Origin of the sequence: Sphaerisporangium perillae, assembly GCF_023276435.1 — a bacterium.
Taxonomy (GTDB): Bacteria; Actinomycetota; Actinomycetes; order Streptosporangiales; family Streptosporangiaceae; genus Sphaerisporangium; species Sphaerisporangium perillae.
The window spans coordinates 21,974-36,532 of record NZ_JALLPO010000067.1 but is presented as its reverse complement, the minus strand read 5'-3'; the positions used below and the strand labels follow the sequence as shown (position 1 = coordinate 36,532).

Here is a 14,559-nt window from a genome sequence, read left to right as displayed (position 1 = left end):
GCCTTCATCACCAAACTGCCGCACTGGTATCTGCGCATGGCGTTTCGTGCCGGCTTCCGCGGGCCGGCCTGGCAGCGAATGCGGCCCCTTCTGGGGGCCTGTCTGGCCGAGCACGAGCAACTCGCAGCCCAACAGGGCCGGCTCCCCGAGTTCGCGGACGTCACCGCCCCGGTGCTGCTCCTGGTGGGCGGCCGCTCGTCGCGCGAGCACCAGGAGGGGTTCGCCGCGCACCGCGACACCCTTCCCCACGCCACACTCCAAACCATGGACGGCCTCAACCACTTGAGCCCATCGGAACGGAAATCAGGCCCGGTTGTGGCCGAGCGGGCTCTGGCGTTCTTCCTGTGATGGTTCAGCCAAGCAATCTCGTGATTGTTCCGGAGTCGGCGTTGCCCCCGACGAAACCCCCTGGTCCGTCGCACCACACTCCACCTGTCCGCCGTAACAGAGCGGCCCGCCCCGCAAGACCGATCATGTTTCCTAGGGTGCCCGTCACGCTCGCCCTGCAGTGGGACGGCGGACGCTACTTCCCCTTCGGCTCTCCCAACCACCTGGACCCCGAACAGTCCGACGAGGCCGCTGAGTTCATCGCCCGCTTGGAGCCCGCCGAACCGACGGCGGCGGCCCGCGCGTTCGACACCTGGACCATCGGCGAGTACTGGACAGACCCGGCCACCGACCTGCCCGCCATCACCACCCCCGAAGGCACGGCATGGGCGGCCGTCCCGCAGCGGCTGCCAGCCCTGACCCCCTTGTCCCAGGTCATCCTGCGGGACCGCCAGGTCTGGATCCGCACCAGCGACGGCACCCTCTACCTCGCCCCCGAAGACGGCAGCGGCCTGACCTGGGGATACCGCGGCACCGGCCCCACCAGACTGGCCATCCTCCTGGGCCGCCTCCTAGACGACATCAACGCGCCCGCCGTTCGCAGCCTCGATCGGCAAGCTCTACCTCAACATCCACGACGGCCGAGGGTGGAGTGAGGCCTACCGCAACAACCTCGGCTGGGCGGTGGAGAACGCCGTCCCGATGGCTGCCCACGCCGGCTACATATGGCGCGTCGCCCGCGGAGTGGACAACAAGGTGTACACCAGCGGAACGGACGACAGCGGCCGCTGGGACGAGAAGCCCGTCCATCCGAACTGGCGCACCGAGAACGGCATGGCCCTCGCCGACTACAGTGGGAGGCTGTGGATGTTCCTCCGCGGCATGGATGGCTTCCTGCTAGCGGCCACCTGGACCCCCAACGAGTGGAGCGGAATCGACTACGTGGGCGGAACGCAAGCCATCAAGCTGGTGGACGAGCCCGCCGCAGCCTCCCACGACGGCCAGCTGTACGTGATGTACCGCCGCTGAGGAACGGCCGGACTCGATCCCCCGGCCTTGCGCCACGCTGGCGGCACGAGGCGGCGGAGACGTGCAGGGCGAGGGCCTCTTTGATGCGGGCTAAGCACCCCGGAGCCCGGAGACGCTCGACAATCTTGGCGAAGGCGTAGCTGTACCCCCGATCATCGTCAAAGATGGACGGCTCACGGCGCGGACGAGCGGGGCCAGATGTCGGCCGTTGACCGCGCGCAAGCGGCCGAACCCGCTGCCGGTGACGCGGCGTGCTGCAACCGGGCTGATCGTCCTCAGGCCAGTGCATGTCACCGCGGTGTCCGCCGGCTCGTCATGTGTCCGAGCGTCAGGGGAGTCAGACGGACACCGCGTGACGATGAGAAGGGCGACCGTCAGCTGGCGGCGTCGAGGACCTCGCGCAGCTTGCGGGCGAAGGCCTCAGGCTGCCCGGCGTAGCCGAACTCGCCACCGAGGAAGCCGCCGTGGTGGCTCGGGAAGACCGTCGCCTGCTGGCCGAGCAGTTTGGCCGTGGCCACCGAGGTGCGTCCGGTGAAGGTGTCCAGGGATTCCTCGCCCACGGCGATCACGACCCGCGTTGGCGCCGCGGTAAGCGCGTCGACGTCGGGCCGGTAGCTGCTGACCGCCCAAGACCGGTCGGAGAGCAGCGGATCGTCACGGGAGCCGTCATCATCGGTCGGCATCCCGAACACGGCTGGATCCGGCGCGGGCTGGGCGAAGTAGTCGTCGGTGAACTCGCCCTGCCACGAGGTCATCACGATGAAGGCCGCCATGCCGGCACCCGAGCCCTTGTCCTCGTACGCATCCCGGACGCCGGCCCGGGCGCGCTCGGCAGCCTGGGCGTCGCAGAGCACCGGAATGAGCGGCGGCTCGTGGGCCACAAGGATGGTCACGTCATCGGGGTACGCCGCCACGAGGGCGAGCGCGGTCACCGCACCGCCGCTGCTCGCGAACATCTCGACCGGGCCCGCCCCGAGCGCCTCGATGACGGCGTGCACGTCGGCAGCCTGGATCCCGGGCACATGGTCGACCCGGCCGTCCTTGCGGGTGCTGCGGCCGAGGCCGCGCGGGTCATAGGTGACCACGGTGCGCTCGGCGAGGTGCGACGCCAACGCGCCGAAGCCGCTGGCGGCCATGGGCTGGCCGATCATGACCAGCGGTGGGCGTCCGTCGGCGGTCGGCAGCGGACCGTGGACGTCGTAGGCGAGGTCGACCTCGGGAGTCTTGAGCATCTGCGTAGTCATAACGGTGTAGACCCCTTCCGTATCAAGAACTCATCGGACCCTACGCGGGGTCCCGGTAGTAATCGCGGAAAATCCAACGGATATCGCTGACCAGTGTCGACGTGGCAACCCTGGACACCTCCTGGTCCTGGCAGAACTACCACCTGCACCTGTTCGCCAAGGACTGGGAGGAGTAAGGCGACAACGCCCGCGACGAGACGGCGGTGACGCTGGCCGGCCTGCTGCCTCGGCCGGGCGAGCGGATGGCCTACCGCTACGACTTCGGCGATTGCTTGCCGGAGCTCGCCGAGGCGTTCACGCCCGCCCCAACCGCAAGTACTTCGGCTCCAAGCGTGGCATGACCTGGCTGAACGCGGTAAATGACCGTGGTATGGGACGCGGCGCGAAGGTTGTGTCGGGGACGATCCGCGATTCCCTGCACATGGTCGACGTCATCTTCGGCCTGGACGGCGGCGACCTCCCCGAGATCGTGGTGTCCGACACCGGCTCCTACTCCGACGTGGTGTTCGGGCTGCTGGAGCTGCCGGGCATCTCCTACCGGCCCGCCCTCGCCCTCGGCACCATCCGCGAACTCCGCGACCCGCGCCACCCGCGCACGCGGCCGGGGCGGCGGCCGCCGCCCCGTTGTCGACGACGACAAACGCGCCGCGATCCTCGACCGCCGCAAGCGCGGCGAATCCATCCGCACCATCGCCGCCGGAGTGAAGGTCTCCGTCGGCGTCGTCCACAAGACCCTCGCAGACGCCCAGCTCGCCGCCGCAGAGGGCACCCCGCCGCTGATCAGCCCGACCGCCCTGGAGAACGTCGTGCCGCTGCCCCAGATCCCGACCGGCGACCCGCGCGTACTGGCTGTGTCGCACACCGATCGCTAGCGGGGCGCCCCGTCGCGCTCGCTTCATTGGGCGAGGCGCTGGAGTTGCCCTTCGTGCACGTCGCTCACCCACTCCCAGCCAGGCTTGGCCGATGGGCCGACCCGTGGGTCGGCGGGGACTTGGCCGTTCCGCAACGCGAGTACGTACGCCCGATCCTGGTCGATCCGTGCCTGTACCTGGTCGGATCCGCCGACGGAACCGTGGCCCGGGACGACGACATCGACGTCGCTCGCCACGCCCTCGAGCAGCCGCAGCGCGGTGAGGTAGTCCTCGATCGGGTCCGCGGTGTCGTTCAAGTCGAGCATCGGAATCAGGACATCAGAGAGCATGTCGCCGGCGACGAGAACGCCGCGTTCCTCGATCAACAGCGCCGCGTGGCCCGGGGCATGCGCTTGATGCTCGATGATCCGGACTTGAGGGCCATCCCAAGGAATCTGCGCAGTTTCGGCGGGCAGGCCGGTAATGACGCCGAGTAGGTCCAGCGGTACCTGCCCGGCGATTTCCGTCTCGAGCAGGTGGGCGGCGATGCGGGCCTTCGCACCTGCGTCCGACAGCTGATCTCGGACAGTGGCCGCGCAGCGCGCCGTGCCGTAACGGGGCGCCTCGCCGAGCCGGGCGTGCCAGAGCAGGTGATCCCAATCCGGATGCGTAGAAAACCCTGCCACAACGGGCTGACCCAACTCGCGAAGGTCGTTCGCGAGGCAGTCGATCTCGGAGCCGGTCACCCCGGGGTCGATGAGCAACACACCGGCCCGGCCCTGCACCACAACGGCGTTGCTCTGCACGAACTCGCTCTCGTGGACCAGCACACCCTCCGCGACCTGCCTCAGCACGAGCTCGCCTCCTTTGCATCCCGGATGGCGTAGCGATGCATCGTGACGCCCTGCTTGAACGATCGCTGCTCGAGCAGGTCGAGCTCGATCGGCACGTCGTAGTCGTCGAACAGCGGCCTGCCGAAGCCGAGGATTGCCGGGTGGGTGAAGAGCAGCAGCTCGTCGAGAAGCCCCGCCCGGAGCAGCTGCGTCGCGAGCGCCGCGCCGCCCACACTGATGCTGCCGTCGGTCCCGGCCCGCAGGGCGGCGAGTTGCTCGATCGCGTCGTCTCCGCCGATGATCCGGGTGTTGTGATCGGCGCTGCGGCGGGTGCGGGAGACAAGCACTTTGGGCTTGGCTGTCCAGATCTCGCCGTATTCACGCATGAAGTCCGGCAGTGACGCGTCCTCGCGCGCCCGTGGCCAGTACTCCTCCATGACCTCGTAGTAGACCCGGCCCTGGACCATGAGCGCGAGCGCCTGTGTCAGCGCGTTGCACTCGCGGTGCAGTTCCTCGTCGATGCGCAGCCACTCGCCAGCACCGTTGTCCCCAGGAACTTGCTCGATCCGCAGGTCGAGGGACACGTTCATCGAATAGACGAAGCGGCCCATCATCTCCTCTTCCCAAGAGTGATTGTATTCTGCAACTACTATAGGTAGGACGAAATACCTGTCAAGGGAGGAATCGTGGAACCACGGTCCGGGTGTCCGATCAACGCCGCCGTCGAGGTGCTCGGAGATCGCTGGTCGTTGCTCGTGCTTCGCGACGTCATCTTCGGCGACCGCCGCTACTTTCGGGTGCTGCTCACCGGGTCGATCGAGGGCATCGCTTCGAACATCCTCGCCGACCGCCTCGTGCGGCTCGTCGACGCAGGGATCCTCACCCGCGGCACCGCTGCGCGGGGGCAGCGCGCTCGCTACAGCCTCACTGAAGCTGGTATCCAGACTCTTCCGATCATCTACGCCCTCGGCAACTGGGGCCTCGACTGGCGCCCGGGCAGCGACGAGCTCCGGAGCCGGCAGCAGCTCATGCGCGATGAGGGTCCGGCGTTCATCGAGGAGCTCATGGACGAGCTTCGCGTCCGCCACCTCGGCGCCCCGCCGAAGCCGTTCGACGGTCCAGGCCCGTTCGAGCGCCTCGACGCCGCCTACGCCGCGGCCGCCGAGCAAGAACACGTCGATTAACGGTGACGGAACGGCCCCCGCCCTGACCTTCTTGGGCTTCGGTAGCTTGCCGTCACCGCGCACAAGACGTTGACGTGGAAGACGAGCCGGCCGCCGGGGGTGGTGGTATCCAGGTTCTCGTGCAGCGAGGTGAAGCCGATCCCGCGCTCGCGCAGCTCGGCGACCATGTCGATGAGGTCCTGGAGGCTGCGGCCGTAGCGGTCGAGCGAGGGGACCACGAGGGTGTCGCCGGGGTCGAGGAAGGCGTGGCACGCCTTCAGCTCCGGCCGCAGCGCGTTCTTACCGGCCTTCTTGTCCGCGAAGATCTTCCGGCACCCGGCGGCGGTGAGCGCGTCGACCTGTGGGGTTCGGGCGGTCCCGCCGGGCGGTCTTCAGAAAAAGAAGGTTTCTTGAAGACTGTCAGGGGTTGGATTGTGCTTGGGGTCTCACTCCTCCAGGCGGTTCAGTGCCTGCATGGCCTCGTGCTCTATCCGTGAAAGATCGCTGAGGATGGTGCCTGCCTGTACGAGGCACTGCGCATCGCCTGACTCACCGGCTTTTGTGATCAGTGCTGCGGCTGCCGTCCACAGGATGGCTGCCTCGGAGTACAGCCCGTGGCCGGTGCGCAGGTGGCTGCTGTCGAGCAGCTCGGTGCATTCGGCGAGGAAGTCGCGGTAGAGGTTACGGAACAGGGCGCCGCCCGTGCCGGCCTTCTCCATCAAGAGGGCAGCCTGCGGCAGGTCCCGCTGCGGGCTGTCAGTGCGCTGGAGCCATGTGCGTACCAGCTTGCCAGCCTTCTCAATGCCTCGGTGGCCGAGGTTGGCGATGGGCGGGTTGAGGAAGGCGTCGGCGCAGGCGGTGATGGCGGGAATGATCTGGCTCTGTGGGTAGGGCAGGTTCCTCGGAGCGGTGAGGGTGAAGGAGCGGTGCTTAGCGGTCATCGGACCGCGCGCGGCCCTGGCCTGAGCGAGGCTGGCCAGGCTGGTGGATACCGCTCCGCCTTGCTGGCCGGTGTCCACCAGGTAGGCGTCGTGGTCGTCATAGCCGTACATGGCGACGACATGACCGCCGAAGTGCACCTTCGACCCGAAGTAGTCCAGGTAGTAGCTGTCGAGCTGCAGCCCGACGGGGTGGCCGGCGTTGATGGGGGCCACTACGTTCTCCCATGCCCTGCGGGGCGAGGTGGTTTCCTGGACCAGGAGCTCCAGCTTGAGTCTGGTGGCCAGGTTTCTGGTGAGGTCGAAAGGCTTGACCCGTCCCCCAAGGAAGGGGAAGCCCATGTCCTTGCTGTCCCAGTAGATGAAGGACAGGCCGGAGCCGAGACCGAAGAGCATGGGCTCGGACAGATCGAGTCCTTGGTGCCGCAGCAGCACCCCCAGAGCCGTCGTCTCGCAGTGCTGCGTACCGCGGGCATCGATGTCTATTACCGTGGTCATGCCATGCTCTCCTGGACGGGGATGATCAGCCGGGTCATCAGTTCTTCTTGCGCAGCGTCTGCGCTCCGGCAGCGATCTCCATCCGTTTGCCGTAGCTGCTTGACACTGAGCCGGCACAGGCGGGCGAAGCGCCCGATGATGAGAAGTTCGTCTTGCACGCCATCATGGTGGACTCTCCCCAGGTGGGAGAGTCCAACGCTGTACCTATTGGCCCCAAGGCCGCTGATCATGATTCGGGTCAACCTGGAGATCTTCTACGGCTGTAGCCGGCGTGAAGAGGACGCTGATCCGGATGGAGCCACCTGGTCAGCCTCCCGGTGTCGGCTGGGTTGATCGTCGCTGCTACGGTCCATGCCGGTTTGCCCAGTGCTCGTAGATCATCGCCGGGTTGATCTCTGGCTGACCTCAACCCTTACCGCAGCCTCACGCCCGGAACGTCCGGCGGTAGGCGTCCGGCGGTACGCCGATCGTGTGGTGGAAGTGGCGGCGCAGTGTCGTCGCCGTGCCCATGCCCGCGGCCGAGGCGATGGTGTCGACGCTGTCGTCCGTGGTCTCCAGCAGCTCCTGCGCGCGGCGGATCCGCTGCGTCAGCAGCCACTGCAGCGGGGTGGTGCCGGTTACCGAGCGGAAGTGGCGGGCCAGGTGGCGCGAGCTCATGTTCGCCTGGCGGGCCAGGTCCTCCACGGTGAGCGGCTGGTCCAGCCGCCGCATCACCCAGGGGAGCAGCTCGGTCAGGGGATGGCCGTCCTGGGCGGGCACCGGTGTGGTGACGAACTGGGCCTGGCCACCGGCCCGGTGGGGCGGCACGACCAGGCGGCGGGCGACCACGTTGGCGATCGCCGAGCCGTGGTCGCGGCGGACCAGATGCAGGCACAGGTCCATCGCTGCGGCCTTGCCCGCAGACGTGAGCACGCTGCCGTTGTCGACGTAGAGCACGTCCGGGTCGACCTTCACCCGGGGGTAGCGCGCGGCCAGTTCCTCGGTGTGGGCCCAGTGCGTGGTCGCGCTCAGCCCGTCCAGCAGGCCGGCGGCGGCGAGCACGAACACGCCCGTGCACAGGGAGACCACCCGCGCGCCCGACTCGTGGGCCGCGCGCACCGCCTCGACCAGGTCGGCCGGCGGGTCCTCGTCGACGTCCGCCAAGGCGGGGACGATCACGGTGTCGGCGTGCGCCAGCCGGTCGAGCCCGCAGTCCGGCTCCAGCAGGAACCGGCCGACCCGGACGGCGTGCGTGCCGCACACCCTGACGTCGTACCAGGGGCCTGGCAGGGCGGCCGGGGCGGAGCCGAAGACCTCGTAGGCCAGGGACAGCTCGAAGTGCAGCATCCCGTCGGTAGCGGCGACCGCGACGGAGCGCGGGACAGAACTCATGTCGGGAATTGTACGGGTCATGTCGTTCCGGACACTGGCACCGATGGGCCAACGGGGACAGGATTTCCGCAGTGGATCACTTCGAGCACGCGGGAGCAGGCATGGGATCGGGGCGGAACGTGGCGGTGTTCGGCGCCTACGGGCATACCGGGCGGTTCGTGGTCGCGGAGTTGCGCGAGCGCGGATACGTCCCGCTGCTCCTCGGTCGCGACCAGGACAAGCTGCTGGCGCTGGTGCAGGCCCGACCTGGGCTCGAGGCGCGGCAGGCGTCGGTCGACGATCCGGCCTCGCTCGACCGCGCGCTGAACGGCGCGGCCGCCGTGATCAACTGCGCCGGGCCCTTCGCCACGACCGCCGCCCCGCTGGTCGAGGCGGCGCTGCGCGCCGGCATCCCGTATGTCGACGTGGCGGCCGAGATCGAGGCGAACCTTGACACGTTCGCGCACTTCGCGGAGCGCGCCCGCGCCGCGGGCACCGTGGTGGTCCCGGCGATGGCCTTCTACGGCGGCCTCGGCGACCTGTTGGTCACCACCGCGATGGGCGACTGGACGGCGGCGGACGAGGCGCACATCGCCTACGGCCTGAGCAGTTGGCACCCCACTGCCGGAACGCTCGTTTCGGGCGCGGTCTCGGGGCAGCGACGGGGTGGCCGCCGTGTCCGCTACACCGGCGGACGGCTGGAGTACCACGACGACGCTCTGCCGACCCTGGAGTGGCCCTTCCCGGCTCCGCTCGGCCCCCAGAGCGTCATCGGAGAGTTCACCATGGCCGACGTCGTCACCGTTCCCAGCCACCTGGCCGTCCCGGAGGTGCGCACCTACATGACCGCCAAGGCGGCCGCGGACCTGTCCGCTCCTGACGCCTCGGCACCGACCGCCGTCGACGAGCGCGGCCGCTCCGCGCAGACCTTCGTCGTCGACGTCCTCGTCCGCTCCGGCGGCACGGAACGCCGCGTGGTCGCCGCCGGTCAGGACATCTACGCCATCAGCGCGCCGCTCGCGGTGGAGGCCGTCGACCGCATCCTCACCGGCCGGACCAGGACCACCGGCGTCGCCTCCGCGGGTGCTGTCTTCGACGCCCCGGACTTCCTCCGCGCCCTGTCCTCGCACCTCTCGCTGCACGTCCCGCTCGACACACGCGGCTGACCGGCGACCCGTGCCGGGATCCAGACCGTGGTCAGTGCGGTCGATGAGCGGGCCGATCACCCGTGCGAGGCGGCCGTCCGGGTCGAGCACGGTGGTCAACCTTCCATGCGTTGGTCGCGAGGACCGGCAGGTCGGTGGCGTTGCCCAGCAGCGCGTCGAGCACGTATAAGATCGGCGGCATGGCGTCGCGGCTTGTTCAGATTGCGATGAATGCTCGGGATGACTCCGCGCTCGGCCGGTTCTGGGCCGGGGCGCTCGGCTGGACCATTTCCAGCGAGGAACCGGGCGTGACCAACCTCGAACCCGAGGGCTTCACCTATCCTGACCCCATCGCCGTCTGCTTAGACATCATCGCCGTCCCGGAATCCAAGACGGTGAAGAACCGCGTGCACATCGACCTCGCCACCACCTCAGCGGCCCATCAGGCGGACCTGATCGCGCGCCTCCAGGCTCTCGGTGCGACGCCCGCCGACATCGGCCAGGGCGACGTGTCGTGGACGGTCCTCGCCGACCCGGAGGGCAACGAGTTCTGCGTGCTGGAGCCTCGATCGATCTACCAGGACACCGGGCCGATGGCCGCGGTGGTGGCCGACTGCGCGGATCCGCGGGCCATGGCCCGGTTCTGGGGCGAGGCGATGGACTGGACCCTGCACGAGGTGACCGACGATCATGCGGTGCTGCGCTCCGCCAAGGGCGTCGGCCCGTATCTCGAGTTCCTCCGAACGCCCGACGCCAAGAGCGTGAAGAACCGCGTCCATCTCGACCTCCGGCCGTACCCCGGTGACGATCAGGCGGCGGAGGTGGCCCGGCTGCGGGTTCTTGGCGCCACCGACATCGACCTCGGCCAGGGCGACGTCCCGTGGACGTGCCTCGTCGACCCGGAGGGCAACGAGTTCTGCGTCCTCACCCCGCGCTGACGCGGACCCTCTTCATCCGCGGGTCGTACAACGGCTTCTCGGCGACGCCGCCGGCAAGCCACTCGCCGCAGTACTCGATCTCCAGGCGCCGAGAGAGTCCCGAATAACCGTGGCCGCCCTGGGCGACTCCATGCCGCTGGAGCCGCCGCTGGACGAGGCGTATTTCGCCGGATGCTTGATGGGATCGCGCGCCGCGGCTACATGCCCGCTAGTCCCCGGCCATCACGGTAAAGGTGAACCCGGCGCTCGTCGGACGGCGCAGCGGAATGTCGCACTTGATCCGGCGCAGCACCTCGTTCCTGCTGAGTCCGAGCCCCTGCGCGATGAGCCGCTCCGGGCGCACCGGCACCGGGTCCTTGAAGACGACCTCCCCCTGGATCGGCCACGCCTCGTCGAGCCATGCCGTCGGGGTGTCCAGCCGCCAGGCCCCATTCCAGTCCAGGGTGAAGCGGTTGCGCCGGGCGAGCAGCGGATCCAACAGCCTGGACGCCACCAGCTCCGGATCGCTGGCGTGGTAGCCGTCGAGCTCGGCTGGATCGAAGGATCTGACCGGCGCTCGCTCGTGCACGGTGAGCTTGCTCGTCCGATCGCAGGACACGCAGCGGACCAGCAGCCACACGTCCAGCAGCTTGCCGTTGGCGTTGACGCGGAACCTGCCCTCGCCGGTGGTGGCCGACTCCGACCGGCAGTCCACGCACCGCAACGACAGCAGAGGCAGCCTGGTCCGACGAACGACCCAGGGCAGCACAGTATGAGGTTGTGAAGACATGATCTCTCTAGACCTGACACGAGGCCGATTGCGCGCGGCCTCAAACGCTGTATGACCGGGCGCACACGGGCAGCCCGGCAGAGCCGACGGGAGGGTCGGCTTGAAGGTGAGCGGAAGAAGGTGTCAGGTCTAAAGAGCAGGCGGGGTCACGCGGTTTTGTCCTCTGTCCTCACTGCGACGGGGCCGCAGGCAACCTACGGGAACGCGGAAGGAAGGCTCAAACGGTTTTCCGGCGGGGGTGGGTCCCTGTCGCTCGAGAGGGCCTTGTCGACCTTGGCCTTGGCTGCGGCCTCCCGCCCGGCGATGGCCTGGTCGAACAGCAGCAGCGTCTCGTCGAGCACGTCGACCGCGGACTGCGTGATCAGGGTGAGCAGGATCGGGTACCGCCGCTCCGGCTCGCGCCGTTGCAGCGCCCAGGCGTCAACCGGCGGCCGACCCCCGCGAGGAAGCGGCGCCGTTCGGCCGGCAGCATCGACAGGTCCAGGGTGTGTGACATCTCGATGACCGCCTCTGGCGACAGCGCATGACCAAGGCGCAGGTCAGTCCAGGTACTGGTTACCAAGATGTCAACAGGGATAGCCGCCTTGTGTCGGCCCTGTTCTCGTATAGCTACCGCCAGGTGGCGTGTAGCGCTGAGTAACTTCCATAGCTTTCGTTTCCCCGCCCTGACCGCTTCGTTGAGCTGCACGAGTGACTGTGAGGGGTGGAGTGGATGCGGCAGGACTGGGAGCCGGAAGACCTGATCGAGGTCTGGACGCTGCTCGAAGACGACATGAAGAAGGTGCGGAACAAGTCCGGGGCGACCCGGTTGGGCTTCGCGCTGTTGCTCAAGTTTTTCGAGGTGGAGGCCCGGTTCCCGGAGTCCGCGAAGGAGATGCCCGCCGCGGCGGTGGAGTACGTTGCCCAGCAGGTGAAGGTCCCCGCCGGGGCGTGGGCGGACTACGACTGGCAGGGCGACCGGATCAAGCGACACCGTAAGGAGATTCGGGAAGCGTACGGGTTCCGGGCGAACACCGAGGAGGACCAGGATCGGCTGGCCGAGTGGCTGGCCGCTGAACTGTGTCCGGTGGAGCTGTCGCGAGATCGGCTGGCGGCGGCGGTGGTTGCCCAGTGCCGTAACGGGCGGCTGGAGCTGCCCGCGGACCTGTTCGCGGACGTGTCGGAGAAGCTGGTGGACGCCTGGCGGGCGCGGGCGTCGAAGGAGTACCCGGCGAACCTGGAGCGGATGAAGCCTCCGAGGCGCCTGACCCTGCTGGCCGCTCTGTGCCATGTGCGGCAGACGGAGATCACCGACTCGCTGGTGGACCTGTTCATCCAGCTCGTGCTGAAGATCAACACCCGGGCGGAGCGGAAGGTCGACAAGGAGCTGAACACCGAGCTGAAGAAGGTCCGCGGCAAGGAGGGCATGCTGCTGCGGGTGGCGGAGGCGGCGCTGTCGGAGCCGTCCGGGCACGGTGCGGCGGGTGATCTACCCGGTGGTCGGCGGGGAGAGGACGCTGAAGGCGCTGGCGGCGGAGGCCGTGGCGAACGAGGCCCGCTACAAGGCCCGCGTCCGTACTGTGCTGCGGTCGTCGTACTCGGCGCACTGGCGCCGGATGCTCTCGCCGCTGCTGGGCGCGCTGGAGCTGAAGTGCAACAACACTGCCTACCGGCCGGTGATGGACGCGATCGACCTGCTCCAGCGCTACCTGGACCAGCCGCTGAAGGAGGGCGCGTTCTTCGATCCGGCGGAGAGCGTGCCGCTTGCTGGGGTGGTGCCCGAGCACTGGTGGGCGGCGGTGGTGGACGACAAGGGACGGGTCGAGCGCATCCCGTACGAGCTGTGCGTGCTGGTCGCTTTGCGGGACGCGGTGCGGCGCCGGGAGATCTGGGTGGTGGGGGCGAACCGGTGGCGCAACCCGGAGGACGACCTGCCGGCGGACTTCGAGGACAACCGGGACGTGCACTACGCCGCGCTGGGCCAGCCGCAGGACGCCGGGGAGTTCATCGCCGCCCTGCAAGGCAAGCTCCGCACCTCGCTGGACCGCTTCGAGCAGGCGCTGGCAGAGGGCACGACGGGCGGGGTGGCGATCGTCAAGAAGCACGGCGAGCCGTGGATCAGGGTCTCCCCGCGCGGTAAGCAGGAGGAGCCCGAGAGCCTGGTGGCCATCAAGGGCGAGATCGAGCGGCGGTGGGGGACCATCGACCTGCTGGACATCCTGAAGTACGCCGAGTTCGACACCGACTTCATTGCCGAGTTCACCTCGGTGGCCACCAGGGATGCTGTCGAAGGACGTTCTGCGGCGCCGGCTGCTGCTGGTCCTGTTCGGGCTGGGCACGAACATGGGAGTCAAGCGGGTCGCGGTGACCGGCAAACACGGCGAGAGCGAGTCGACGCTGCGGCGGGTGCGGCACCTGTTCGTCAACCGCGCCAACATGCGCGCGGCCTTGCGGAAGCTGGTGAACGCCACCTTCGCCGTCCGCGATGAGATGTGGTGGGGCACCGGCACCGCGTGCGCCTCCGACAGCCGCAAGTTCGGCGCCTGGTCCAGCAACCTGATGACCGAGTGGCACCAGCGCTACCGGGGCCCCGGCGTGATGATCTACTGGCATGTCGAGCGGAAGTCCGTCTGCATCTACTCCCAGCTGAAGTCCTGTTCGGCCTCCGAGGTCGCCTCGATGATCGAGGGTGTGCTGCGGCACTGCACCGACATGGTCGTCGACCGGCAGTACACCGACACGCACGGCGCCTCCATCGTCGGGTTCGCCTTCGCGCACATGCTCGACTTCAAGCTGATGCCGAGGTTGAAGAACATCGGCTCGGCGAAGCTGTACCGGCCCGCGGCCGGGGAGGATGACAAGTGGCCGAACCTGGGCCCGGTGCTCTCCACCAAGACGATCGACTGGGACCTGATTGCCCAGCAGTACGACCAGATCGTGAAGTACACCACCGCCCTGCGCCTGGGTACCGCCGAGGCCGAGCAGGTCCTGCGCCGGTTCACCCGGGGAGGGCCGAAGCACCCGACGTACCGGGCGATCGAGGAGCTGGGCCGGGCGGTGAGGACCTCGTTCGTCTGCGACTACCTGGCCGACGTCGAGATGCGGCAGGAGATCCACGAGGGGTTGCAGGTTGTGGAGAACTGGAACAGCGCGAACAAGGACCTCTTCTACGGCAAGGACGGCGACCTGGCCGGTGCGGACAAGGAGTCCCAGGAGGTCAGCATGCTCGCGCTGCACCTGCTCCAGTCCGCGCTGGTGCACGTCAACACGCTGCTGATGCAGGAGGTCCTGGCCGATCCGCAGTGGGCGGACAAGCTCACCGACGCGGACCGGCGGGCGCTGTCGCCGCTGTTCTGGACGCACGTGAATCCGTACGGCCGGTTCGAGCTGGATATGAACAGCCGCCTTGATCTGGACCTGTCCCTCCGGGCGACGGTGCCCGGCCCGCGCGCCCCGCAAGGGGAAACCGCAGCCGTCCCAGGGTGATGCCCGGGC

The 14,559-nt window shown here is 68.5% G+C and carries 16 protein-coding genes and 2 pseudogenes; 10 read left to right on the top strand and 8 right to left on the bottom strand.

Annotated features, from left to right (window positions below):
* From MYF83_RS39620 to MYF83_RS39610, 3 genes are all read left to right on the top strand, one after another.
* The coding region (locus tag MYF83_RS39620) for a hypothetical protein (RefSeq protein WP_248965959.1) at positions 1–348 on the top strand (348 nt) is incomplete at its 5' end.
* Between the two features lie 137 nt (positions 349–485).
* Positions 486–983, top strand: coding sequence for a hypothetical protein (locus MYF83_RS39615; RefSeq protein WP_248965958.1), 498 nt, complete (start codon positions 486–488; stop codon positions 981–983).
* A 46-nt stretch (positions 984–1,029) separates the two neighbouring features.
* On the top strand, positions 1,030–1,356 hold the full coding sequence (locus MYF83_RS39610) for a hypothetical protein (protein WP_248965957.1): 327 nt from the start codon (positions 1,030–1,032) through the stop codon (positions 1,354–1,356).
* A 374-nt stretch (positions 1,357–1,730) separates the two neighbouring features.
* Here the strand turns inward: MYF83_RS39610 and MYF83_RS39605 are convergent, their stop codons facing one another.
* Positions 1,731–2,600, bottom strand: a complete 870-nt coding sequence (locus MYF83_RS39605) for an alpha/beta fold hydrolase (RefSeq protein ID WP_248965956.1) — start codon at positions 2,598–2,600, stop codon at positions 1,731–1,733.
* Between the two features lie 268 nt (positions 2,601–2,868).
* Here MYF83_RS39605 and MYF83_RS44685 point away from each other — a divergent pair.
* Both MYF83_RS44685 and MYF83_RS39600 read left to right on the top strand, forming a co-directional pair.
* A pseudogene (locus tag MYF83_RS44685) lies at positions 2,869–3,162 on the top strand (Tn3 family transposase); the annotation flags it as partial.
* Between the two features lie 139 nt (positions 3,163–3,301).
* On the top strand, positions 3,302–3,472 hold the full coding sequence (locus tag MYF83_RS39600) for a hypothetical protein (RefSeq protein WP_248965955.1): 171 nt from the start codon (positions 3,302–3,304) through the stop codon (positions 3,470–3,472).
* Between the two features lie 23 nt (positions 3,473–3,495).
* Here MYF83_RS39600 and MYF83_RS39595 read toward each other — a convergent pair whose 3' ends face one another.
* Together MYF83_RS39595 and MYF83_RS39590 are read right to left on the bottom strand one after the other, a co-directional pair.
* Positions 3,496–4,305, bottom strand: a complete 810-nt coding sequence (locus MYF83_RS39595; protein ID WP_248965954.1) for an MBL fold metallo-hydrolase — start codon at positions 4,303–4,305, stop codon at positions 3,496–3,498.
* Entirely contained in the window at positions 4,299–4,898 is a 600-nt protein-coding gene (locus MYF83_RS39590) for a dihydrofolate reductase family protein (RefSeq protein WP_248965953.1), read from the bottom strand. The genes MYF83_RS39595 and MYF83_RS39590 overlap by 7 nt, the downstream gene beginning before the upstream one ends.
* A gap of 72 nt (positions 4,899–4,970) precedes the next feature.
* Between MYF83_RS39590 and MYF83_RS39585 the strand changes: the two genes are divergently transcribed.
* On the top strand, positions 4,971–5,468 hold the full coding sequence (locus MYF83_RS39585) for a winged helix-turn-helix transcriptional regulator (protein ID WP_248965952.1): 498 nt from the start codon (positions 4,971–4,973) through the stop codon (positions 5,466–5,468).
* Here MYF83_RS39585 and MYF83_RS39580 read toward each other — a convergent pair.
* The 3 genes and pseudogenes from MYF83_RS39580 to MYF83_RS39570 form a co-directional block, all read right to left on the bottom strand.
* Positions 5,465–5,797: pseudogene (locus tag MYF83_RS39580) on the bottom strand (recombinase family protein); the annotation flags it as partial. The gene MYF83_RS39585 and the pseudogene MYF83_RS39580 overlap by 4 nt on opposite strands.
* Before the next feature lie 96 nt (positions 5,798–5,893).
* On the bottom strand, positions 5,894–6,883 hold the full coding sequence (locus MYF83_RS39575; RefSeq protein ID WP_248965951.1) for a BtrH N-terminal domain-containing protein: 990 nt from the start codon (positions 6,881–6,883) through the stop codon (positions 5,894–5,896).
* A gap of 423 nt (positions 6,884–7,306) precedes the next feature.
* Positions 7,307–8,254, bottom strand: a complete 948-nt coding sequence (locus tag MYF83_RS39570; RefSeq protein WP_248965950.1) for a helix-turn-helix domain-containing protein — start codon at positions 8,252–8,254, stop codon at positions 7,307–7,309.
* Positions 8,255–8,325: 71 nt separating this feature from the next.
* Here MYF83_RS39570 and MYF83_RS39565 point away from each other — a divergent pair, with 71 nt between their 5' ends.
* Together MYF83_RS39565 and MYF83_RS39560 are read left to right on the top strand one after the other, a co-directional pair.
* Positions 8,326–9,399, top strand: a complete 1,074-nt coding sequence (locus MYF83_RS39565; protein ID WP_308201575.1) for a saccharopine dehydrogenase family protein — start codon at positions 8,326–8,328, stop codon at positions 9,397–9,399.
* 206 nt (positions 9,400–9,605) lie between these two features.
* The gene (locus MYF83_RS39560; protein ID WP_248965949.1) at positions 9,606–10,316 is read left to right on the top strand and encodes a VOC family protein; all 711 of its coding nucleotides are present in this window, start codon (positions 9,606–9,608) and stop codon (positions 10,314–10,316) included.
* A 208-nt stretch (positions 10,317–10,524) separates the two neighbouring features.
* On the opposite strand, the gene MYF83_RS39555 is transcribed toward MYF83_RS39560, so the two are convergent.
* The gene (locus tag MYF83_RS39555) at positions 10,525–11,010 is read right to left on the bottom strand and encodes a DUF1062 domain-containing protein (protein WP_248965948.1); all 486 of its coding nucleotides are present in this window, start codon (positions 11,008–11,010) and stop codon (positions 10,525–10,527) included.
* Positions 11,011–11,279: 269 nt separating this feature from the next.
* Positions 11,280–11,426: a hypothetical protein gene (locus MYF83_RS39550; RefSeq protein WP_248965947.1), complete on the bottom strand. Its 147-nt coding sequence runs from the start codon at positions 11,424–11,426 to the stop codon at positions 11,280–11,282.
* A gap of 371 nt (positions 11,427–11,797) precedes the next feature.
* Here MYF83_RS39550 and MYF83_RS44860 point away from each other — a divergent pair, with 371 nt between their 5' ends.
* A complete protein-coding gene (locus MYF83_RS44860) occupies positions 11,798–13,204 on the top strand; it encodes a DUF4158 domain-containing protein (RefSeq protein WP_443729312.1) in 1,407 nt (468 codons plus the stop codon).
* Positions 13,205–13,344: 140 nt separating this feature from the next.
* On the top strand, positions 13,345–14,550 hold the full coding sequence (locus MYF83_RS44855; RefSeq protein WP_443729311.1) for a Tn3 family transposase: 1,206 nt from the start codon (positions 13,345–13,347) through the stop codon (positions 14,548–14,550).
* Positions 14,551–14,559 lie beyond the last annotated feature (9 nt).